Genomic DNA, 22,299 nt, shown 5'->3' with positions numbered 1-22,299 from the left:
CCGGATACCCATGACCACCCGGCCCAATGAATCGGCAATGGCTGAGAAGGACTCTTCCTCGGCTGCCCCGCTGGAAATCCTGCCGGTATGCGACAGGGCCGCACACCGCGAATTTCTGCATCTTCCCGAATCGCTGTATACCCACGACCCGGCCTGGATTCCACCCCTGCTCCTCGAACGCAGGGAGCATCTCTCAAAGAACAACCCCTATTTCAGACACGCGACATTCCAGGCGTGGATCGCCCGGCGCGGAAGCAAAACCGTCGGACGCATCAGCGCCCAGGTGGACCAGCTCCATCTGCAGCGCTATGACGACCATACCGGTTTTTTCGGCATGCTGGAGGCGCAGGATGATCCGGAGGTCTTTCAAGCCCTTTTAGATACAGCTCAAGCCTGGCTGCGCGAGCGGGGCATGAAACGCATCCGGGGGCCCTTCAACCTTTCGATCAACCAGGAATGCGGCTTGCTCGTCGAGGGCTTCGACACTCCCCCCGTAATCATGATGGGGCATGCCCTGCCGTACTATTCCCGGCGTATCGAAGAACAGGGGTTTACCGCTGAGCAGGATCTCCTGGCCTATCGCATCGGGTCGGACTTTGCCGCGCCCCGCCATCTTGAGGCACTGAGCTCACGCATTGCCGGACAGGTGCGCCTGCGGCCGATGCGCCGCCGGGAATTCACGGAAGACCTGGCGATTATCAAGGACATCTTCGAAGATGCCTGGGCAAACAACTGGGGCTTCCTGCCGTTCACCACGGAGGAGTTCGACGATTTGGGGAAGAGCCTCAAACTCCTCGTGCCGACCGACTTCGTCCGCATAGCAGAAGTTGATGGCGAACCGGCGGCAATGATGGTAGTTTTCCCCAATCTCAACGAGGCCATCAGGGATCTGGACGGCAGGCTGTTCCCCCTGGGGTGGCTCAAATTGCTCTGGCGGCTCAAGGTCAGCGGTGTTAAAACCGGCCGGGTGCCGCTCATGGGAGTTCGGCAACGCTATCAGAAGAGCCGTCTCGGTGCGATACTGGCGCTGCTGATGATAACCTCGCTGCAGGATTCGGCGCGCAGCCGCGGCATGGAAGAGGTCGAGATGTCCTGGATACTGGAAAACAACGTAGGGATGCGCAGGATCATAGAATCAATCGGCGGTGAATCCTACAAACGCTACCGCATCTACCGGAAGGACCTCCCTTGAGTGAGATATCCGCTAACATGAACCCTATTCCAGTAAAGTTTGCCGCCGTTATTCTCGCCGGCGACCGCGGCGCCGAAGACCCCCTCGTCAAGGCGGCCGGCGTCAGTTGCAAGGCACTGGTTCCCGTTGCCGGGCGGCCCATGATCCTGCGCGTACTCGATGCCCTCGAAGGTGCGGCCGTCATCGATTCATGCCTTGTGTGCGGCTCCTCGGACCGTCTCCTGGGCAGATCCCCCGAGCTGGATTCCCTGATCTCTTCCGGAAAGATTCGCTGGGTCGAGAACAAAACCTCGCCAAGCCGTAGCGCCCAAGCGGCCCTGGACGAGCTGCCGCCCGACCGGCCGGTGCTGGTGACCACCGCGGACCACGCGCTCCTCACTCCGCAGATGGTAGATCATTTCTGCACCCAGGCCGTCAAATCGGAATGCGACGTCGTTGCCGGCCTTGCTCGCTCCGAAATGGTGGCGGCGGCCTTTCCCGAGAGCCGCCGGACCATAACCCGCCTGCGCGACGGCGGATATTGCGGATGCAATCTCTTTGTGTTTCTAACTCCCCGGGGCGGCAATGCGGTAACCTTCTGGCGGCGGGTCGAAGAGCAGCGCAAGCATCCTCTTAAAATCGTAAAATCCCTCGGATTCATGGCTGTTCTGCGCTATCTTCTGGGCCGCCTGACCCTTGAGGAGGGATTGTCCCGCATGTCGTCGCTGATGGATGCCCGCGCCGGGGTGGTCTGGATGCCCGACGCGGAAGCGGCAGTGGATGTGGACAAGGTCGAAGACTGGGCTCTTACGGAGAAAATCCTTTCAGGACGCCGGGAAAGCGTGTTGAAAAAGCCTTTTTATTAAATTGAACTTGTGCAATAATGTAACAGATTTGCCTCGTCGCCGGGAACCCCCGCGGAAACAAGGCAAAGGCCAGACAGAGTGGTTCAAGGATGGCTTCATGACCAATACGACCCTTGATAAATTCGGCTATCCCGGCACGCTCATCGAAGACGGTCCCCGCTGGGCCGTTCTGCTCCGCCCCGCCCAGGTGACGTTGGGATCGTTGGTACTGATCTGCAAAGAGCCGGTTCAGGAGTTTTCCGCCCTGAGCGAGCAAGCTTTTTCCGACCTCCGTGATGTAACCGGACGCATAGAGCGATCGCTTCGAAGAATCTTCGCTTTCGACAAAATCAACTACCTCATGCTGATGATGGTTGATCCCGACGTCCATTTTCACGTTATTCCACGCTACGCCCAGGAGCGCCGATTTGCCGGAACGGTATTCCGGGACCCGACCTGGCACGGACCGCCGGACCTTAGCCGGAGCAATGAACTTGACGATGGGACCAGGCAGGAACTCTTGCAGCACCTACTCTCATGTTGGGAACGGACTTCCCCGTCCCCTGGAATATCCGATCTATGAATGAACTTAAAATGACGCCGACCGAAAACTCCATCGCCTTGCGTCAAGGCGATTTCCAGAGTCTGGCCGAAGCCCTTGATTATGCAGCGGAAGGCACTACGGGAATCAATTTCTATTCCGGGAAAGGGGCGCTCGAAGCCTCTGTCTCCTATACGCAGTTGCGACAAGGTGCCCGGTCGCTGGCGAGCAAGCTCCTGGGGCTCGGCCTCAAGCGGGGCGAGCGGATGGCCCTGGTCGCCGATACCGATGCTGATTTTGTGCGGTTTTTCTTTGCCTGCCAGTATGCCGGGCTGGTTCCCGTCCCTCTGCCTGCAGCAGTACATCTGGGCGGACGCCAGGCCGTTATTGAAAATTTACGCAAACTCCTGGTCTCCTGCGGAGCTAAGGCCGCCATGAGCTCCAGTTCCTTCTACCCCTTTCTGGTTGATGCCGTTGACGGTCTGAACCTGGATCATGTCGGTGAACCAGCCTTCTTCGACGCCCTTCCCGAAGCGGATTTGCCGCTGCAGCATCCTCGTCCCGATGAAGTCGCCTACCTGCAATATACTTCGGGCAGCACCCGTTTCCCCCGCGGAGTTGTAATCACGCAGAAGTCAGTCATGGCCAACCTGGAAGGGATCATCCGCAACGGGCTCGGTGTCCGCCCCGGAGACCGGTGCACCTCATGGCTCCCCTTCTACCACGATATGGGGCTTGTGGGCTTTCTGCTGGCGCCGATGGCTTCGCAGCTTTCCATTGATTACCTGAGCACGCGGGATTTCGCCATGCGTCCGCGCCTCTGGCCGGCATTGATTTCCAGAAACCGCGCCACAATCTCCTACAGCCCCACCTTCGGATACGCCCTGTGCGCGCGGCGCATTCGCCCGAATGAAATCGAGCGATACGATCTGAGCTCATGGCGCATCGCCGGAACAGGTGCCGAGCCGATCAGGGCGGATATCCTGGATCGTTTCGCCCGGCTGCTGGAACCGGCCGGCTTCCATTCCCGGGCCTTCGTGGCCTCCTACGGCATGGCGGAATGTTCCCTCGCCGTAAGCTTTGCCCCCCTTGGCAAAGGTCTGGTTATCGACCGGATCAGCGCCGAGACCCTCGCGGAAAACGGAACGGCCGTGCCCGTTGAGGAAAGCAGATGCAGCAGAGAAACCAAAGAACTAGTATTCTGCGGCGCACCCCTTCCCGGACACGAGATCGAGATCCGCGACGAACAGGGAAGGGTGCTGCCCGAGCGGCGCTGCGGAGTGCTACATGTGCGCGGCCCCAGCGTCATGAGCGGATATCTCGGCGATCATGAATCCACAAGGGAAGTCCTGTCTTCCGATGGTTGGCTCAATACCGGCGACCTCGCCTACCTGGCCGACGGACAGGTAATTATCACCGGCCGCAAGAAAGACATGATTATCATCAACGGCAGGAACATATGGCCGCAGGATATTGAATTTATCGCTGAGCAGATGCCGGAAATCCGTTCGCGGGACGCTGCCGCATTTTCCACCGGCGGGGTTGGAGAAGACGAGGCCGTGGTTCTGGTGGTGCAGTGCCGTCAATTCCGTCAATTCGACGAAATGGAGCGCGACCGCCTTGTAGAGGCCCTTCGCGGCCGCGTCAGGGAAGAGTTCGGCATCGATTGCATGGTTGAGCTCGTCCCCCCCGCACACCCTGCCGCAAACATCATCCGGCAAGATATCAAGAACCATGGCACGGGCCGATTTTCTCCACCGCAACCAGGATCTGTTCCCAGCCCCCCTGCAGTATGTCGGCCAGACCGGGAGCTAGCAGCATGACTGACCCCGTACGGGAGTCGCACAATGATGCCCCGTCCGCCCACGTCACAACCGTCGCCATTACCGGCGGGACCGGCTTCATCGGCAAATCTCTCATTTATCGCTTCCTGCAGGAAAATGTTTGTGTCAGGGCGCTGGTACGCCCGGCTTCTATCTCGTCGTGCTTCACCGCGCCGGGACTGACATGGATTCATGGCGAGTTGAACAGTGAAGACAGTCTGGGGAAACTTCTCGACGGAGCCTCGGCTGTGATTCATTGCGCCGGATCCGTGCGCGGCGCATCGGCATCCGACTTTATGCCGGCCAACGTTTCCGGAGTGGAAAAGATTGCACAAATGGCGCGGAGTTCAGCGGACTCTCCGCGCTTTCTTCTGATCTCCTCTCTGGCTGCCAGATCACCGGAACTCTCCTGCTATGCCGCAAGCAAGCGGCAGGGGGAAGAGGTTCTGCGCGGTGCGGCCAACAGGCTCGACTGGACGATTATCCGGCCGCCGGCAGTGTATGGCCCCGGAGACCGCGAAATGCTACCCCTGCTGCAATGGATCCGGCGGGGAATGGTCTTTGTCCCCGGAGGAGGAACTGGGCGCTTTTCGCTGATTTTCATCGACGACCTTACGGAGGCAGTCCTGAGCTGGCTGATGAGCGGTGCCGGCAGCGACGGCTGCTTCGAACTGCACGACGGCAAGGCAGGGGGGTACTGCTGGGAAGAAATCCGGGAAATAGCCTCTGAGCTTTACCGGCGTCCCGTCAGACGCATCGATGTTCCGCGGATAGCCCTGGACGCCGCGGCCCATGTCAACTCCGCCATCTCCCGGCTTGCCGGATATCTGCCGATGCTGACGCCGGGCAAGGTCAGAGAATTGTGCCATGACGACTGGGTCTGCGATAATGCGGATTTCAGTTGCATCACCCGATGGGCTCCGGAAGTCGGGCTGCGCGAAGGGTTGCTCCGCACGCTCGGATGATGGGCTAATCAAATTAACTTAGAGGACCGAGGCTATGCCCAAAAAAGACTATGCGGAAATATTCGAAGAGGTCAAGGCGCTCCTCCAGCAGTTTGACAAGGTTCCGGAGAACATTGGGGAGGAGACGGAGCTTGTCAACGATCTTGGTCTCGACTCCCTTCTGGTGATGGAACTTGTTCAGGAAGTGGAGGACGCCTACGATATTTCCTTCCCCTTGAATGACCTCTCCGGAATCCGGACGGTCAGGGATTTCGTGTTGCGGATTCAACAAGAGCTCGAGGCCTGAGACATGGGACTCTTCAACAAACTCGCATTAATTGCCCAAGCGCGCAAAACGCTGAATGAGATGGGAATTGATCCATTCAACGTGGAAATTGAGGAGATCCTCTCGCCGACCGAGGCCCGCATAGCCGGCCGCAGAGTGCTTCTGGCCGGTACCAACAACTATCTTGGGCTGACCTTCGATCCCCAGTGCATTGAAGCCGCCTGTCAGGCTACCCGCTCCGAAGGAACCGGCACCACCGGCTCGCGCATGGCCAACGGCACATTCTCCGGGCATCGCGCCCTGGAAAGGGAGCTGGCCGAGTTCTTCGGCTGCGCCAAAGCCATCGTCTTCTCCACGGGATTCGTGGCCAATCTCGGGGTAATATCCACCCTCACCGGCCCCGGGGATACCGTCATCATCGACGGCGACTCCCATGCCAGCATCTACGACGGCTGCCGGATGGGGGGAGCCGACATCCTCCGCTTCCGTCACAACGATGCCGCAGATCTCGAAAAGCGCCTGCGCCGCCTGGGCGATCGGGCAAAGAATGCCCTTGTTATCGTCGAGGGGATCTACAGCATGCTTGGCGACCGGGCGCCTCTGGCCGAAATCGTCTCCCTGAAGAAGCAATACGGCTTCTGGCTCATGGTCGACGAGGCCCATTCGCTGGGGGTTCTCGGCAAAAAGGGCAGGGGCCTTGTGGAAGAGGACGGCTGTATGGGTGACGTCGATTTCATCGTCGGCACCTTCAGCAAAAGCCTCGGGGCGATCGGCGGATTCTGCGTGAGCAACCATCCCGAGCTCGACCTGGTACGCTATGCGAGCCGCTCCTACCTCTTTACCGCATCTCCGTCTCCTGCCACCATTGCATCGGTGCGCCAGGCGCTTCAGGCTCTTGCCGCCGGAGCGGATCTGCGCGAGCGGCTCTGGGCAAACGCCCGGAAGCTCTACGAGGGGCTTTCAGAGCTGGGCTACCGCCTCGGCCCCGAGCCGACACCGGTAGTTGCCGTCTACATGGGGTCGAAGGAAGAAACCCTCGCCTGCTGGAAAGAGCTCCTGGATAACGGAATATATGTCAATCTGGTATTGCCGCCGGCAGCCCCCGAGGGGAAAAGCCTGCTGCGCTGCAGCGTCAGCGCGGCCCATACGGAGGAGCAGGTTAAGCGGATTGTGTATATGTTCAAAGATTTGGCCGCAAAAGTCAGTTTGCAGCATGCTCCCGCCTAGATCAGCACCCAATCTGGGATGCAAAGCATTCCACGATCAGTAAGCCAGTTGTAACTTCGAGAACAATTAATGCTAAAAGTACTTTTTGTCTTCAAAAAGCAACAGCTCGGTTCAAGTAGAATTCGCGTTCTAAACCTGCTTCCAGAATTATTGACAAACGGAATCGATGCCGAAGCCTTACCCTGGCCCACCACATTCAGCGCTAAGACTGGCCTGCTGACCCGCCTGCCATCTTACGATGTTGTAATTCTTCAGAAGAAACTACTTCCTCTCATTGATCTCTTACTGCTGAGAAAATTAGCAAAACGTCTTATTTTCGACTTTGATGACGCTATCTTTATTCGGAATGACCGGGCCGGTGATCCTTCCTGCAAGGTTCGGCGTTCCAGATTCGCTCGAACTGTCGCATGCGCCGACTTGGTGATTGCCGGCAACCCCTTCCTGGCCGATGAAGCGCTCCGTTATACCAAGCAGGTGACAATACTTCCTTCGGCTGTTGAAATTACCGGAGTTCCAGCAAAAAAATGGAATATCGATACAAAACCCCATGTTATCGGGTGGGTCGGATATGGCCACAACTTGCACCATCTATCGGCGATAGGAGAGCCACTTAGAAGGCTTGCAAAAGAATATCCGTTGGAATTGAGAGTCGTTTCGAATTGTAATCTGCAACTGGACGGCGTAAAGGTTACCAATATCCCTTGGAGCCTGGAGGGCCAAGCTACGGAAATTGCCGATTTTGATATTGGTGTCATGCCCCTGCCCAAAAATCGCTATACGGAAGGAAAGTGTAGCTACAAAGCCCTCCAGTATATGGCTGCCGGCGTTCCTGTTGTAGCAACCAACTGGGGGTACAATAATTATGTGATAGAAGACAGGGAAACCGGTCTGCTTGCGGATAACAACGAACAATTCTATGACAAGCTTAAGTTGCTAATCGAATCACCAAAACTTGCAAAACACATCGGAGACATGGGGCGTGCGCAAATTGAGCGGGAATTTTCAATTGAAGTTGTCGGAACGAAGCTAGTGTCCCGTTTGGTTAGTCGCATCAGTTAATAATTGCTTTGCTCTGTTGACTGCCTCAATGATGGAATTGGCACTTTTGGTCCATTTGAACGGTTTGGCGCTATGTGCGTTATGCACCCTGATGAACCGCTGAATTTCGTCGCGAAGCTCTTTAACACTGGTAAAAACGCCCCGATAAATCGCCCGCCGTTCCAATTGGGCAAACCAGCCTTCCACGGCATTGAGCCATGAAGCGCTGGTGGGGGTGAAGTGCAATATGAACCGAGGATGCTCGGCAAGCCACTTGTTGACCTCCGCTGTCTTGTGAGTACTGCTGTTATCAAGAATAACGTGGAGGTCCAGTTCTTTGGGTGTTGAGCGGTCAATCTGGCGTAAAAAATCGAGAAACTCTTTGGCTCGGTGCCTCTTGGTGACTCGGCCGATCACCTTACCTGTCAGAACGTCAAATGCAGCATACAGGCTGATAACGTAAAATATTTTTCGCTTTTTTAAAATGAAGCACGGCAGTGCCTCGAATCGGTTAGAATTGCGTCGCCAAACGAAAATTCGACCCGAAAGGAGCACGCTGCCGTGGAAGAACATTGTACCCCAAAGGCCCAAATCATCCAACTGAATGAAACTGCCGTCCGCGACCACCTTGGAGAAATGGTCCGCAGTACCGTAGAAGAGACCCTGAACCGAATGCTCGATGCCGAGGCAGACCGTTTGTGTAACGCCGAGAAGTATCAGCGTCATGAGGCCAGAGCCGATACCCGAGCCGGCTATTACCAGCGTAAGCTCCAGACTAAGGCCGGAGAAGTGACGTTAAACATGCCGAAGCTCCGGCGCCAGACCTTTGAGACGGCCATCATCGAGCGCTACCGTCGGCGTGAAACCTCGGTGGAAGAAGCGTTGATCGAGATGTACCTGGCCGGTGTTTCAGTAAGACGAATCGAAGACATTACCGAAACCCTGTGGGGAACCAAGGTCAGTCCCGGCACTATCAGCAACCTTAACAAGAAGGTCTACGCCAAGATCGAGGAGTGGCGAAACCGTCCCATCAAAGGGGAGTTCCCCTACGTCTATCTGGACGGCATCGTGCTTAAGCGCTCCTGGGGCGGCGAAGTGACCAATGTCTCGGTACTAGTAGCCATCGGCGTCAATGACCAAGGATATCGCAAAATCCTCGGTGTCTGCGAAGGGGCCAAGGAAGACAAGGCCGGCTGGTCGAGCTTCCTGCGCCACCTCAAAGAGCGGGGTCTCACTGGCGTGCGGCTGTTCATCACCGACGCTTGCATGGGGCTTGTGGAATCCCTGGCTGAGTTCTACCCGCAAACCAAATGGCAGCGCTGCACGGTTCATTTCTACCGCAATGTCTTCAGCGTGGTGCCGGCAAAGCGGATGGCGGAAGTAGCGGCCATGCTCAAGGCGATCCATGCGTCGGAAGACAAGAAGGCGGCCCTGGAAAAGGCCGAGGCTGTCTTTGCCAAGCTGGAGGCGATGAAGCTCAAGGAAGCGGCCAAGAAGGTTCAGGAATCGATTGCCGAAACCTTGTCTTACTATGACTTTCCCCGCGAGCATCGCATCCGCATCCGGACCAATAACGCCCTTGAACGGATCATGAAAGAGATCCGACGGCGGACGAAAGTTGTTGGCGCTTTCCCCGACGGGCACTCGGCATTGATGCTCTGCGCCGCTAGACTGCGTCACATTGCTGGAACCCAGTGGGGAACGAAACGCTACCTCAATATCGATCTTCTCAGAGAACAGGAACTGAACCAGCAACTCGAAGGGGCTGAGGCTGTCTAACTTTTTGAAGGCACTGCCAAAAAGAAAAAAGCGAAAAATTCTTTACACTACCTACAGGCTGGTAGTGCCGTGGCGTTTGTAATCATGGGTACGACGTTCGATCTGGCCAGGCTTCAATGGCAGCATCGGCTGAGTGCGATCCAGTGCCTGAATCTGGGTTTTCTCATCCACCGACAAGACAACGGCATTGTCGGGAGGGTTCATGTACAAGCCGACGACATCGACGACTTTGTCGGCAAACTGCGGATCATTGCTGATCTTGAAGGTCTTGAGGCGATGGGGCTTCAAGTCCGCGGCATCCCAGATCTGCCGAACCTGCCAGGTGGTAATGCCGGCAGCTTTGGCCATCAGGCGTACGCTCCAATGGGTCGCCTCTCTGGGGATGCATTCAACAGACAGCCGCAATACTTCCTTGACTACCTTTTCGGAGAGCTTTTTCGGTTGTCCGCTACGTGGTCGATCCTGAAGACCTTCAAGGCCATGATCCTTGAAACGTTTGCGCCACCTATACACTGCACGAGTGGTTGTGCCAAGGGCGACAGCAACCTCTTCAGAGGTTTTGCCATCAGCAGTAAACAGAATTACTTTCGCCCGAGAGACAAGGCTTTGGGCGGCTTTGGGAGATCGTAGTAGTGACTCCAGAGCCTTACGATCTTCTACTTTCAAGTCATATAGTTCGTGTGTGCGTGCCATGTGGGGCACTATAGCACACTCATGCGTTAAATGACAGAACTAACCGCACACGACACTAGCAATGATTCTTCAGCGGTTTTCTAAACACAACTTATAATCAAGGAAAGGCACTCTATACAAAACAACAAATCACAAGGCATTTCATCGACTTGTATTTAGCGGACTGTTAATCGGTCCGTTTAGTGGCAATTGCAAAACATTCATCACCACCTTTTCCAGTCAACATATTAATAATGTATCCCACCATTTGACTGGTTACAGGAAGCAGTTCTCTACCTAAACGATGAGCACTTCTAGTATCAGTCCACTTGTCTACTAAAATATCAAGACTATGCATCACAAATATTTCTGTGTTAAGTGCAACTGTTTTATTTTGTATCACGTTAAACCCTGATGCGGTCAATATTAATTTTAATGCAGTAGGGGTAAACACAACAAAGTGCCTTGGTGCTTCCAAACCACGCCAATTTTTCCCGAATATCAAATGTGTTAGCGATCTAGCGTTAGGAGTAGACACATAAAGCCCTCCCCCCGGCTTTAACAACCTGCGACACTCAACTAGCAACTCTTTGATATTGCTCACATGCTCAATAACATGTGATAATAAGATAGCGTCAAACTGGTTATCCTCAAGATCACTCGATATTATATCCCCTTCAATGACATTGATACCTTTTTGCCGCAATGGTGCAAAAAGCTTAGGATCAACCTCCTGTCCCGCTACTTCCCATCCAATTTCTTTCAAACTAACTAAACGGTCTCCACTGCCACATCCTATTTCAAGCAATTTACCGGGCCGTATTTTATCTAGCCCATGCAAATAAAAAGATTTTCTCTTTTTGTGCAGTTGCAATGTTTTATTTATGAAATTCACATATTTTGTCAAGCAATTGAATATGGTATTATTTGCAACTAAATATTCAGAACTGCTACATTCATGAGTATAGTAGTTTTTGTAAGTAGATTTTATTTGTTCAAAAGACAAAGGCGGATGTAACCATAAAACACGGCATTTAGCATTGCTGCAACTATAATAATTATATCTCCCTACATTGTACAGATTTAGTCTATCTTTTGTTTTTTTGTAATACAACTTGCCTGTAGAACCACAAACTGGACATCGGTTTTCGTCTTTCCAATCGTATTCATCTATGAATTCTACTGGATACGAATTCTCACGTAATATATGGACAATACTTTTCATATCAATCGACTTTTTCTTGATCGGCTCTCTTTTCAAAAACGGACTACCAATTTTTAGCAATTCAACTGCAAATCTTACCGATGGGTTACTTTTCACTTTCATTTTAATTTTATTCTGATTTAAGAAATATTTTAGTCTATCAAAACCACAATAAACCCCCATTTCAAACCCAGACCCTATCAGCCATTGAGATAAACCAACCTCATAACTCATTATCACCATACGCTTATTACTATACGGCAAAACACTATTCCAGAATTCATCAAAAGCATTTGACAAAATAACTCTTTTTTTAAAAACCAAAAAATAGCTTTGAATGTGCGGCTCTATATTAAAATTTTCCGTAATGCCCCAGAAATCACACAATTCGTTATTCATATGGTCAAAAATAGGTTCTAACGTCGCAATTGGACCGTACACACTCGAATTAGCTAAAACTATTTCATCATACAAAGTATAATCAATTCCTTTTAAAGCAGATTTCCACATACAAAAATCATAACCAGAGTTAGCATTTATAATTACATGATCACACAGTAACTGAAGTTGTTGCATATCTTCTTCCGCTAATGGCGAATTACTAACGAATATCAATGTATTGCAAATACAAGAATACTGTTTTAAAGCATACTTCACAAAGGGCTTGACATTACCTAACTCATCATAATGAGCATAACACAACAATCTATTCATCATTTCCCCACTACTGCACTTCTAATGTCTTGTGCAGTTAGTTCTGTTATCTAAAATTTAAATGTGCTATAGCGCGTCTCATGACAGACAGGGCAGATTCAAATTGCAAGTGCACCACGTAAAGCTTGCCGCATGACTTCCGCAGGTGTCCGGTAGTCTAGACACTTTCGTGGTCGATTATTTATTTTCTTTACCACGAGTTCCAGCTCTTCGTGGGTGATTGTGGTGAAGTCGAAGCCTTTTGGGTAATAGTGGCGCAGGATTCCGTTCGTATTTTCGTTCGTTCCCCGTTGCCACGCCGCATACGGATCGGCGAAATAAACCGTCAGGCCAGTCCTTGCTTCCAGTTCTTTGAATTGAGAAAACTCTTTTCCGTTATCGACGGTCAGCGTTTGCCTGAGAACCTTCGGCAGTCGCCAAAATGAAGTTGCTGAGGCCTGCGTCATAGTTGCTGCCCTCTTGTCGGCAAGCTTTGCGGCCATAAGGAACCTGCTTTTGCGCTCGACATGCGTCGCGAGGTGTCCGCAGCCTTTCTTGCCTTCGAGCGTGTCTCCTTCCCAGTCGCCGAAACGCTCACGAGCTGCGACGATTGACGGACGTTGTGAAATCGGCACGCGCCCAGGCATGAAGCGTCTTCCCGAACCATAGCGCGTTTGCCGGCGCCGTTTTCTGTGCCGCCGGCGCAAGTGTTGGTGAAGGTTGCCGCCTCCCATGGCATCAAGATAGATCCAGCGGTAAACCGTCTCGTGACTGACTCGCATCAGCTCGTCATGCGGGTAATCAAGCTTCAGTCTCGCAGATATCGCCTCCGGCGGCCACTCAAGCTTGATCTTGTCCCCGACATACTCGACAAGAGGCAGATGGCTCTGCCGCCGGAAGCAGCGTGCTGTGTGCCGCTTGAGTTCCACGTCACGTTCGATGAAGTAGTACCAGTACGTGGAGTGGGGCGGCTTGTTGCGCTTGATCTCACGACTGATCGTGGTGTGATGTCGCCCAAGGCGGCGGGCGATCTCACGGTAGCTCATCTGGCCGTGCAAATGACTGATGACATATCGGTCTCTTGCGGTAAGATGCGTGTAGGACATGGTGGGCTCCTCCTGGGGTATGTGTTGGTCGCGCTTCACACACTACCAGATTTGCCTGCCATGTCCTTCGCTTAGCTCATGTGGTGCACTTACGAATAGAATCTACCCAGCAACAATCTAACCGGGCAATACTGCAAAAAATATTCAAATTTTAGCTCAGATTGCCTATAGATTTAGGCATTTGTATTTTGTTCTGTTCACTCAAAGACGGCTACCCCTTAAGACGTTGCAGCAGCGAACGTTTCGGCTTGTACGAAAAATCCACTTCATCCTGGACCATGCAGCTGGCGCACAGGGTTCCCTTGACATTTCCCGCCAGATAATTCCGGCGAAACCGGAGATACTTTTCGTTATGCCACACGCTGTACAAACCCTCCGCGGCCACATTCCCCAGAACCGTTGTGCGCTCCCAGTCCACGCAGCACAGGACGCAATCGCCGTTCCACAGGATATATGCCTGCTGCATGAGCCGGTCGCAGTCGTCGGATAATGCCCGCATCGGCAATGCATTGAGGCCACGCTCTTCAACGGCATTGTGCGAGCGGTTTTCGAAGGCATGAATATTGACCGTTATGCCCCGGGAGTTCCAGTATTCGCGAATCTCGTCCAGTTCACGGTCGATGGCCTTGGTATGGACCATCGTGATCTTGAGTTTGGGGGTTTTTGCCTTGCGCCGGGCTTTCAGCTCGATGAAGCGATTGACATTGGCGAGGTTCTCTTCCCAGCTCAGATTGCCCATGCTGGATTCGTAGGTTTCCCTGCGTATGCCGTGGAAGCTGACATGAAGGCGGTCCAGACCACTCTCGATCAGGCGCTCCCCCATCTCTTCGTTCAGGTACGAAGCGTTGGTATTGATCTTGGTCCGGGTCATCGCCTGCTTGCGGTCGGTTATGTAGCGGATCAGGTCGGGAAGCCGCGGATCAGCCAGCGGTTCGTTCATCAGATAGGGGCTGATGCGTTTTACGGGATACTTTACGGCTTCATCGATGATGCGGAAGAACATATCTTCATCCATCCGCCCCATGGAGAGCTTGCCGCTGGTGCTCTCATTGGGACAAAACCGGCAATGGGCATTGCATCCGGACTGGGTCTGGATCTGAATGTTTTTCGGAAAGCCGGGCACCGGACGCATACCTTGCAGCCGGCGGCGAATGAACCGCTCAACCCCGCTTTTGCAGTCTTGGGAGAGAAAGTATCTAATGGGCATTGAGGTATATCCTTTTCGTTGGAAATGAGCTCCTTAATTTATTCAACAGGACAGGCGCCAAATATAAATCCGGCTATTGTTTCGTCATGAGAAAACGCACCAAAGACTAACTCAAAAGAAGTTCGCGGTATATTCCTTCAGCACGGGCTGCCCGCTTCTCTTCCGTACATAGCTCAAGCACGAGTTCACGGCCCCTTGCGGCGCAGCCCTGCGCCAGTTCAGCGTCCCGGAGCATCCTGCTTATTGCGTCGGCCAGGGCCGGAGGGTCTCCGGGCGGAACGAGCAGACCAGTGCTGTTATCGATGACCAGTTCCCGATTGCCTGCCACATCACTCGAAATTACCGGACGAGCCATGGCGAGCGCCTCGCGCAACGCTCCGGTCAACCCCTCGCCGCGCAGTGATGCGCAGACGACAATATCTATTGCAGCCAGCGCCGCGGGAACATCTTCCGTAAAGCCAGCAAAAACCACCCGGTCGGACACCCCCAGTGAGGTTGCCATGGTTTGCAGCGCACCGGAATCCCCCTCGCCCACCAGCACAAAACGCAATTCGGGGTATCGGTCCTTGAGAAGGGCCGCTGCCTCCAACAGCACCGGCTGCCCCTTCTTGGGAGTATTCAGGGAGCCGATCAAGCCGACAACCGGGACCCCCTCGGGCAGTTGCCAGGCACGGCGCATACCGGCACCGGAAACTTCCGGACGAAAACGGTCAGGGTCGAAACTTCCGTACACTACTTCAACTTTTTCCCCGGCAATGCCATCGGCCACCAGAGCATCCCGGACGGCATCCGCTACGGCGAATATACGGGCAACATGGCGGCGGTGGATAAAATAAGCCAGACGGCTTTGCGACAACGGGTAGACGGTACCCCGATTTGCCGCCCAGACAGGGCGGCGCATCCCCAAGGTAGCGAAGTAGGCGCAAAACAAGGCCCGGTTTTTGTGCGTATGGAGAACATCGGGATGCTCTTCAGCCATTAGCCGCCGAAGTTGCATCATCCCGGCAAGGCTTTGCAGTCCAAGGCGCCGAATCCGGACCCCGGCGTTTTGCAGGCTCTGGAACCAGACCCCCTCCATCGGCTGATCCGGTTCGCCGTCAAATATACAGGTGACGCGATGCCCGCGCCGGGCGAGGGCTCGCGCAAGGGAGGCGCACTGCACGGCTCCGCCGCGCTCGACAGAACCGTGGGAGTCAACCATCACTATGTTGAACCGTTTATTATCGCAGGGAATTTCAGCGGCATTGTTGCTGGTTTTGTCATGGATTGTCATGAAAACATCGCCTCTGTTTCGTCAAGCATCTGCTTCCACCGGATCTCGAAAGCATCATAGAGAAAAGAACTGGATGAAACCACTAAAAGTTCGTGATTTGCATGGAGCGAGCTTTTCGAAAAATTCATGCTGCCGAAGATGACTTCCCGGCTACGATGGGTATCTATCAGAATGAACTTGTTATGCATGGGAAATCCTTGCGGGTGCCGGTAGCGGCGAAAGACCAGGTGTTCATCCAGCAGATTCTCGACCCACCGGGGAACCCGCCGCTCCGTATCATGGGCGAGGATCTCGATTTGAATGCCGCGCTTTTTGAGGGTGAGCAGGGTTTTCCCCATCTCGGCATCGTTCAGATGGGAAATCGCCATGCGCAGAATCGTCCCCCCCGGCAGCGCAAGGAGCTTTCGGCGGAGGACGTCGCGATGGAGCCGGGGGAAAAGGTAGATGCTCGTATCTCCCGCCGTCAGCGCCCTGTTGTTGCGCGGCAGAAGGCGTTCCCAGGGGCCGTGCGGGCTGTTATGCAAGAGGCGTAGATGATCGCGCAGGGGGGTGACTAGGCGGCTGTCGGTAATTTCCACCAGGTGATTGTGCCCTCGGTCCTGGTCGCCGATTTCTTCAACGATGTGCGGATCTTCGGGCTGATTGCCGGAAGGATTGAACGTGCCGGCAAGAACGTGGGGTTCAGGATGGCTGAAGTAATAGAGCTTTATGTGCAGTCGGGGTTTTTTCCACCGAAGGTTGTCAGGACAGGAATGCCTGAGCGGCCGGCAATCGCCGGCAAGATTGCCGGGACGTTGCAGCATTTCCAGTACGGGGAGATTGACATGGTCACTGCGCGGATTCGCTTCCAGGGTCAGCCTGACCGCGACCCCCCGTTTCTTGGCCTGAACAAGCGCATCGGCCAGCGCTTCATCGCGGAAATAATAGGTTGCCCAAAAAATCTCGCCGCCGGACGGCACGGCGGAGACATGGGAATGGAGCAGATCGCGCAAGGCCCGGGGGCAACAGTCTGGCCCGCCAAAAAAGACGCGGAAATGCGGATTGCCTGGCGAAGATGTAGATATGGTCATAAAGAAATCTCAGTGGTCAGAATAGTTTATATGTCGGTGCTTTTTCAACCGGTTTTTTGCCCTGGAGACCGTGTCCGCTTCCATTGAGCCGTGTATCATGTTATAAAAAACGGTCTATATTATAGTACTCTTCCCGATGCTGCTCAAGGACGAATAAATGCGACTTATGCTTCACTTTTTCCGGGCTTACCCCCGGCATACCCTCACCATGCTCCTGGCCCAGCTTCTCGCCGGCGTAATGGAGGGAATCAGCCTGACCGCCCTTCTGCCGATGCTTAACATTGCCGTTGGCGGCACCAAGACTTCCGGGATCGGTAAATCCGTCACCTCCGCACTGCATGCCATGGGTATTGCGCCGACAGTCCCCTCATTGTTGATGGTCGTGGTTGCGGGCGTTCTTCTGAAAAGTGCCCTAGTGCTGCTGGCCGACCGCAAAGTCGGCTACACCGTTGCCCTGGTGGCGACGGACTTGCGCCTTACATTGCTGCGCGCCCTTCTTGGAACCCGCTGGGAGTATTATCTTAGCCATCCCATGGGCAGCCTGGCTAATTCAGCGGCCAGCGAAGTCATTCGGGCCTCTACTGCCTACATACACGGGACTTTGGCCATTACCTACATGGTACAGTGTTTCGTTTATGCAGTTGTCGCCCTGATGATCTCCTGGAAAGCCAGTGTCGTGGCCTTTGCAGCCGGGTGCCTGCTGATGGTTTTACTTAATCGCCTCATACGCAAAGCCAAAAAGGCCGGCAGGCAGGAAACCTCTTTGATGCAGTCCCTGCTTTCCCGCTTAACGGATTGCCTGCAATCGGTAAAACCGCTGAAAGCTATGGGACGGGAGCAGTTGGCCGAAAAAATGCTCGAGGAGGACACACTAAAGCTCAATAAGGCGCTGCGCAGACAGGTCTACAGCAAAGCCGTACTGAAAAGCCTCCAGGAACCGTTCCTGATTCTCATGATAGTGGCAGGGCTCTATGCAACGCTGGTCCTTTGGAACTATGAGCTGCCGACCGTCATGGTACTGGTTTTTCTGCTGGTGCGGCTTCTCGGTGAATTCGGAAAGATGCAGCGCAAGCTTCAGGAATTGGCCACCTGCGAAAGTGCATTCTGGTCGCTGCAACAAAAAATCAACGATGCCAACCGCCAGAAAGAGCCGAACCTGGGCCAGAAAAAGGTGGAACTGGAGAAGAACCTGCGTTTCGACGGGGTCAGCTTCAGTTATGGCAAAGTCCAGATTTTGAAGTCGGTATCCCTTGAAATCCCTGCCGGAGCCTCCATTGCGGTAATCGGGCCTTCGGGAGCCGGCAAAACCACCCTGGTGGATCTTGTGACCGGACTTCTGCGTCCGCAGCAGGGGGAGGTTCTGGTGGACGGCGTGCCCATGGGTGACATGGACGTGAAATACTGGCGCAGCAAAATCGGGTACGTTCCCCAGGACACGGTCCTTCTTCACGATTCCATTCTGGCCAATATCACCCTGGGGGATTCCGGGCTCGACGCAACCGATGCCGAGGCAGCGCTTCGTGCCGCGGGAGCCTGGGATTTTGTCTCGGCCATGCCGGAGGGGATGCAGACTATTGTCGGGGAACGCGGCTCAAAGCTGTCGGGCGGCCAGCGCCAGCGTATCGCCATTGCCCGCGCGCTTGCCCATCGGCCGGCTCTCCTTATTCTCGACGAAGCGACCAGCGCCCTCGATCCCGAGAGCGAAAAAGCAATTTGCGAAACCCTGGCGAGTCTCCGCGGTAAAGTCACAATGCTTGCCATATCTCATCAGCCCGCGCTGGTCAAAGTTGCAGACCGGGTTTACGGCATCAAGGATAAGGCTGTGGTGCTCGATCGCCCCGAACCCGCGATGGTATCCACCGGAGGGTAGCACCAGTGAAATCGCATCACATGCTTCTTTTGTCCGCTGTCCTGTCCATGCCCTTGAGCACCCCTTCAGTTTGGGGAGTCATACAGCCCCCCTCTTACCTGGTTGCAGCCGTTAAAACTCAGGAGATACCCCTATGGCGCAAGGCGTACGACCAGTACGAACTTGGCCGGACAAGCAACGACCCGCGTAACAAATCTGCTCATTTCCGCCGTGCGGAAGCACTGGCGCAGCAGGCCATCAAGGCGGACCCGCGTAATGACGAAGGATACAAATGGCTGGCCGTTGCCCTGGGTGCCCAGGCCGAAGATGTCAACGTAAGGGAGCAGATCCGCCTCTCGCGCAAGGTTAAGGAAAACATCGAAAAAGCTCTTTCCCTTGATCCCGACGATGATATTTCCCTGCTTGTGCTCAGCCGCTGGCATTACAAGGTTGCTTCTCTACAGCCCTGGACCAGGGCTTTTGTCAAATTTGTCTACGGAGGACTCCCCCCCGCCTCTCTGGAAAAAGCAGAAAGCCTCCTGCTGCGGGCAATTGCGACAAAAGACCGCATATCCCATCGGTACAGCCTGGCTAAGGTCTACCATGCCATGGGACGGCGCGAAGCCGCTCTCGCCCAGTTGCGGCAAGCCATCAAACTGCCGGTCACCTTTCCGGAAGAAGCCGATGATCTCGAAAAAGCACGCAAAAAACTGATCAACTGGGATTGATGTATCTTCCCGAACGGATTCTCCCCGAAAAATTCAGCAATCTTCCAAGCCGGTCCGCATAGCGTTTCCCAGGGAGCCGCAAACGCTTGCCTCGTATTCGGCGCGGCTTGGCCGGCCACTTGTTGCGAATCTTAAAAATCGTTGTATATTGGTTGCTTATAAAATTTATTCGCTTGCAGATGTACAGGTAAGAAGCTATATTAAATATAGATAGAAGTGCGAGGGTCCAACGACCCTCATTATGCCCTAGTCGACTTTCCCTCCTAGTCGCTAGGGTGTTTTTTGTTACATGCTGTGCCATAAATGACACACGCTTTCAGCCAAGTGCCATACGTTGCACAGAGGATTGCATTGCTATAAGATGCGCTGTCCGGTCTATCCGGCCGAGAGTGCTTGAAACGGGGAAAACATGGAGCCTATCGTCACCGTAAAAGAAAAGTGCCGAAAGTGTTATTGCTGCGTCCGGAGCTGTCCGGTCAAAGCGATTAAAGTGGACAAGAGCTACACCGAAATCATCTTCGACCGCTGCATCGGATGCGGGAACTGCCTCAATAACTGTCCCCAGCAGGCCAAGATGGTTACCGACAAGGTGGGAGTTACCGAGAAGCTCCTTTCCTCCGGAGAAGAAGTCGTCGCCGTCCTTGGTTCGTCCTTCCCCTCATTCTTCCATAATGTCACCCCCGGCCAGCTGGTGTCGGGGCTGAAGAAAATCGGCTTCGCCCAGGTTCATGAAGGGGCATACGGTGCCGAACTTGTTGCCGACGACTATGCCAGGGCAACTGCAAAAAAAGACCGGCCCCACATAACCTCCCACTGCCCCGCCATTGTCGATCTAATCGAACGCCATTACCCGAAGCTTATCGGAAGCCTTGTGCCGGTGGTTTCGCCAATGGTGGCAATGGGACGCTATCTAAAAGGAACCCTCGGCCACCATGTACGAGTCATCTATATCAGCTCCTGCATCGCCGCAAAATTCGAAACACAGATGGAAGAGACCCGCGGTTCCATCGATATCGTACTCACCTACAAGGAATTGGCGGGAATATTCCGGAGCCGGCAGATTACGCTGTCTGCCCTGGAAGACGAACCGCTTGACGGCATGCGCCCCTCCGCCGGCAGGCTTTTTCCACTTGCAGACGGAACTTTCCGCGCGTTCGGCATCGACTTCGACCCCCTGGATACCGAAGCATTTACCGCATGCGGCGAAGTAAACGTCATGGGATTCATCAACGATCTTGCCGCCGGGCGCATTTCTCCCCATATTGCCGACCTGCGGTTCTGCTACGACGGCTGCATCGGGGGCCCCGGCAGAAACCACGCCCTTACGGAATTTTATCGTCGCAACCGGGTGATTTCCCATTACAAGCAGGAAGTTCCCTGCCGGACCGTTTCAGATTCGGCGCCGCCCCTCACCGGCATCCCCTTCGGGCGAAGCTTCACCAGCAAGTATGCCAAGCTGGAAACCCCCAAGGCGAACGAAGTTCGAAAAATTCTCAATGCAACCAACAAGTTCACTGTGAAGGACGAGCTGAACTGCCGCGCCTGCGGCTACCGCTCCTGCCGCGAATATGCAGTTGCGGTATTCCAGGGACTCGCGGAAATCGAGATGTGCCTCCCCTTCACCCTCCAGCGGCTGGAGGAGGACCGGGGACGGCTCATCCAGAAATATGAATTGGCGCGCCGGGAACTGGAACGGGAATATGGCGACGAATTTATTGTCGGCAACGACCGCAAGACCCTGGAAGTACTCGGCCTGATCAAGCAGGTTGGCCCCACCCCCACCACGGTTCTCATCCGGGGAGAGTCGGGAACGGGCAAAGAACTCACGGCCCGGGCGATCCATCGCTACAGCAAGCGCAACGACAAGCCGCTGGTAACCGTCAACTGCACCACCATTACCGATTCGCTCCTGGAAAGCGAACTCTTCGGGCACAAGAGAGGTTCATTCACCGGTGCTGTTACCGATAAAAAAGGGCTCTTCGAAGCGGCCGACGGGGGCACCATCTTTCTGGACGAAATTGGCGACATTACCCCCAAACTTCAGGCCGAACTGCTGCGGGTTCTCGATATGGGGGAGGTGAGGCCCGTTGGCGGTACAACGGCCAAAAAAGTTGATGTGCGCCTCATTGCCGCCACCAACAAAAACCTGGAGCAGGGGGTACGGGAGGGTTGGTTCCGGGAGGACCTCTATTACCGCCTCAATGTTTTCACCATAACCATGCCGCCGCTCAGAAGCCGTGTCGAATCAATCCCCATCCTTGTCCACCACTTCATGGACAAAGCGAGCACCAAGCTGAACAAGCGGATGGTCGGCATTGAGGAACGTGCCGTCAAAGCCCTCACGACGTATCCGTGGCCTGGCAATATCAGGGAAATGCAGAACGTCATCGAGCGAGCAGCCGTCCTTACCCACGACGGCGTAATCCGGGTCGAGAACTTTCCGCTGGCCCTTTCCGAAAAACTGGAAGAGAACTCAACCATGAGCCTCGACGTCCGCACGTCATTTCGGGCCGAGCGCGAACAGCACGTCGTCAAGCTGGAGAAAAAACTTATCCAGCGATATCTTGAGGAGGCAAACGGTAATGTCACGCGGGCAGCTAAGCTTGCCAATATCCCCCGGCGCACCTTTTATCGCCTAATCGACAAGTATAGACTCCGCGAGCGAGACCCACGCTAAGACCCTGATGGCATAGCGTAAACAAAGTGTGCACTTTTGACCGACAGTGTGCCAACCGTGGCACAATAGCGTATACGGAAAATTTGATTAAAATAAACCAATGTTATAATTTGCAATAATTCCGGAGCATTGCAGCTCTTTTATTTTTCCTCTCACTTTGGCATGT

General features: G+C 54.3%; 17 protein-coding genes and 2 pseudogenes. 12 read left to right on the top strand and 7 right to left on the bottom strand.

Features of this window, described 5'->3' with window-relative positions; all coding sequences use genetic code 11:
• Positions 1–10 precede the first annotated feature (10 nt).
• The 8 genes from JZM60_RS05935 (at position 11) to JZM60_RS05900 (ending at position 7,896) form a co-directional block, all read left to right on the top strand.
• Positions 11–1,192, top strand: a complete 1,182-nt coding sequence (locus JZM60_RS05935) for an N-acetyltransferase (protein WP_207164586.1) — start codon at positions 11–13, stop codon at positions 1,190–1,192.
• Positions 1,193–1,209: 17 nt separating this feature from the next.
• Positions 1,210–2,037, top strand: a complete 828-nt coding sequence (locus JZM60_RS05930) for a nucleotidyltransferase family protein (protein ID WP_207164585.1) — start codon at positions 1,210–1,212, stop codon at positions 2,035–2,037.
• Positions 2,038–2,134: 97 nt separating this feature from the next.
• Complete coding sequence (locus tag JZM60_RS05925; protein WP_207164584.1) at positions 2,135–2,599, top strand: HIT family protein; 465 nt, start codon at positions 2,135–2,137, stop codon at positions 2,597–2,599.
• A complete protein-coding gene (locus tag JZM60_RS05920) occupies positions 2,596–4,380 on the top strand; it encodes a fatty acyl-AMP ligase (RefSeq protein WP_207164583.1) in 1,785 nt (594 codons plus the stop codon). Before JZM60_RS05925 ends, JZM60_RS05920 begins: the two co-directional genes overlap by 4 nt.
• Positions 4,377–5,345 carry an NAD-dependent epimerase/dehydratase family protein gene (locus tag JZM60_RS05915; RefSeq protein WP_207164582.1) on the top strand — a complete coding sequence of 323 codons (969 nt, stop codon included), beginning with the start codon at positions 4,377–4,379 and terminating at the stop codon, positions 5,343–5,345. The genes JZM60_RS05920 and JZM60_RS05915 overlap by 4 nt, the downstream gene beginning before the upstream one ends.
• A gap of 34 nt (positions 5,346–5,379) precedes the next feature.
• Positions 5,380–5,631, top strand: coding sequence for an acyl carrier protein (locus tag JZM60_RS05910; RefSeq protein ID WP_207164581.1), 252 nt, complete (start codon positions 5,380–5,382; stop codon positions 5,629–5,631).
• 3 nt (positions 5,632–5,634) lie between these two features.
• Entirely contained in the window at positions 5,635–6,837 is a 1,203-nt protein-coding gene (gene spt / locus JZM60_RS05905; RefSeq protein WP_207164580.1) for a serine palmitoyltransferase, read from the top strand.
• A gap of 69 nt (positions 6,838–6,906) precedes the next feature.
• Positions 6,907–7,896 carry a glycosyltransferase family 4 protein gene (locus tag JZM60_RS05900; RefSeq protein WP_207164579.1) on the top strand — a complete coding sequence of 330 codons (990 nt, stop codon included), beginning with the start codon at positions 6,907–6,909 and terminating at the stop codon, positions 7,894–7,896.
• On the opposite strand, the pseudogene JZM60_RS05895 reads toward JZM60_RS05900, so the two are convergent.
• Positions 7,864–8,328 (bottom strand): annotated as a pseudogene (locus JZM60_RS05895) (IS630 family transposase); the annotation flags it as partial. The gene JZM60_RS05900 and the pseudogene JZM60_RS05895 overlap by 33 nt on opposite strands.
• Before the next feature lie 183 nt (positions 8,329–8,511).
• Between JZM60_RS05895 and JZM60_RS05890 the strand changes: the two are divergent.
• Positions 8,512–9,654, top strand: a complete 1,143-nt coding sequence (locus JZM60_RS05890) for an IS256 family transposase (RefSeq protein WP_241426420.1) — start codon at positions 8,512–8,514, stop codon at positions 9,652–9,654.
• Between the two features lie 54 nt (positions 9,655–9,708).
• Here the strand turns inward: JZM60_RS05890 and JZM60_RS05885 are convergent.
• From JZM60_RS05885 to JZM60_RS05860, 6 genes and pseudogenes are all read right to left on the bottom strand, one after another.
• A pseudogene (locus JZM60_RS05885) lies at positions 9,709–10,347 on the bottom strand (IS630 family transposase); the annotation flags it as partial.
• Positions 10,348–10,513: 166 nt separating this feature from the next.
• A complete protein-coding gene (locus JZM60_RS05880; protein WP_207164578.1) occupies positions 10,514–12,106 on the bottom strand; it encodes a rhamnan synthesis F family protein in 1,593 nt (530 codons plus the stop codon).
• 236 nt (positions 12,107–12,342) lie between these two features.
• Positions 12,343–13,329: an IS30 family transposase gene (locus JZM60_RS05875; RefSeq protein WP_207164577.1), complete on the bottom strand. Its 987-nt coding sequence runs from the start codon at positions 13,327–13,329 to the stop codon at positions 12,343–12,345.
• Between the two features lie 211 nt (positions 13,330–13,540).
• A complete protein-coding gene (locus JZM60_RS05870) occupies positions 13,541–14,536 on the bottom strand; it encodes a radical SAM/SPASM domain-containing protein (RefSeq protein WP_207164576.1) in 996 nt (331 codons plus the stop codon).
• Positions 14,537–14,642: 106 nt separating this feature from the next.
• Positions 14,643–15,809 carry a glycosyltransferase family 4 protein gene (locus JZM60_RS05865; protein ID WP_207164575.1) on the bottom strand — a complete coding sequence of 389 codons (1,167 nt, stop codon included), beginning with the start codon at positions 15,807–15,809 and terminating at the stop codon, positions 14,643–14,645.
• Entirely contained in the window at positions 15,806–16,801 is a 996-nt protein-coding gene (locus tag JZM60_RS05860) for a phospholipase D-like domain-containing protein (RefSeq protein WP_207164574.1), read from the bottom strand. The genes JZM60_RS05865 and JZM60_RS05860 overlap by 4 nt, the downstream gene beginning before the upstream one ends.
• 235 nt (positions 16,802–17,036) lie before the next feature.
• Here JZM60_RS05860 and JZM60_RS05855 point away from each other — a divergent pair, with 235 nt between their 5' ends.
• From JZM60_RS05855 to JZM60_RS05845, 3 genes are all read left to right on the top strand, one after another.
• Positions 17,037–18,749: an ABC transporter ATP-binding protein gene (locus tag JZM60_RS05855; RefSeq protein ID WP_207164573.1), complete on the top strand. Its 1,713-nt coding sequence runs from the start codon at positions 17,037–17,039 to the stop codon at positions 18,747–18,749.
• Positions 18,750–18,754: 5 nt separating this feature from the next.
• On the top strand, positions 18,755–19,456 hold the full coding sequence (locus JZM60_RS05850; RefSeq protein ID WP_207164572.1) for a hypothetical protein: 702 nt from the start codon (positions 18,755–18,757) through the stop codon (positions 19,454–19,456).
• Between the two features lie 409 nt (positions 19,457–19,865).
• A complete protein-coding gene (locus JZM60_RS05845; protein WP_207164571.1) occupies positions 19,866–22,133 on the top strand; it encodes a sigma 54-interacting transcriptional regulator in 2,268 nt (755 codons plus the stop codon).
• Positions 22,134–22,299: the final 166 nt, after the last annotated feature.

The sequence above is a fragment of the Geobacter benzoatilyticus genome, assembly GCF_017338855.1.
In the GTDB taxonomy this organism is placed as follows: domain Bacteria; phylum Desulfobacterota; class Desulfuromonadia; order Geobacterales; family Geobacteraceae; genus Geobacter; species Geobacter benzoatilyticus.
The sequence above is the reverse complement of the archived record's forward strand: the minus strand, read 5'-3'. Positions and strand labels throughout refer to the sequence as shown.

Excerpts from the sequence above, each read along its gene's own strand:
- JZM60_RS05865 (WP_207164575.1), bottom strand. The coding sequence starts at position 15,809 with ATGACAATCCATGACAAAACCAGCAACAATGCCGCTGAAATTCCCTGC.
- JZM60_RS05910 (WP_207164581.1), top strand. The coding sequence starts at position 5,380 with ATGCCCAAAAAAGACTATGCGGAAATATTCGAAGAGGTCAAGGCGCTC.
- JZM60_RS05920 (WP_207164583.1), top strand. The coding sequence starts at position 2,596 with ATGAATGAACTTAAAATGACGCCGACCGAAAACTCCATCGCCTTGCGT.
- JZM60_RS05875 (WP_207164577.1), bottom strand. The coding sequence starts at position 13,329 with ATGTCCTACACGCATCTTACCGCAAGAGACCGATATGTCATCAGTCAT.
- JZM60_RS05915 (WP_207164582.1), top strand. The coding sequence starts at position 4,377 with ATGACTGACCCCGTACGGGAGTCGCACAATGATGCCCCGTCCGCCCAC.
- JZM60_RS05900 (WP_207164579.1), top strand. The coding sequence starts at position 6,907 with ATGCTAAAAGTACTTTTTGTCTTCAAAAAGCAACAGCTCGGTTCAAGT.
- JZM60_RS05935 (WP_207164586.1), top strand. The coding sequence starts at position 11 with ATGACCACCCGGCCCAATGAATCGGCAATGGCTGAGAAGGACTCTTCC.
- JZM60_RS05930 (WP_207164585.1), top strand. The coding sequence starts at position 1,210 with ATGAACCCTATTCCAGTAAAGTTTGCCGCCGTTATTCTCGCCGGCGAC.
- JZM60_RS05880 (WP_207164578.1), bottom strand. The coding sequence starts at position 12,106 with ATGCAACAACTTCAGTTACTGTGTGATCATGTAATTATAAATGCTAAC.
- JZM60_RS05890 (WP_241426420.1), top strand. The coding sequence starts at position 8,512 with ATGGTCCGCAGTACCGTAGAAGAGACCCTGAACCGAATGCTCGATGCC.
- JZM60_RS05845 (WP_207164571.1), top strand. The coding sequence starts at position 19,866 with ATGGAGCCTATCGTCACCGTAAAAGAAAAGTGCCGAAAGTGTTATTGC.
- JZM60_RS05925 (WP_207164584.1), top strand. The coding sequence starts at position 2,135 with ATGACCAATACGACCCTTGATAAATTCGGCTATCCCGGCACGCTCATC.
- spt (WP_207164580.1), top strand. The coding sequence starts at position 5,635 with ATGGGACTCTTCAACAAACTCGCATTAATTGCCCAAGCGCGCAAAACG.
- JZM60_RS05870 (WP_207164576.1), bottom strand. The coding sequence starts at position 14,536 with ATGCCCATTAGATACTTTCTCTCCCAAGACTGCAAAAGCGGGGTTGAG.
- JZM60_RS05855 (WP_207164573.1), top strand. The coding sequence starts at position 17,037 with ATGCGACTTATGCTTCACTTTTTCCGGGCTTACCCCCGGCATACCCTC.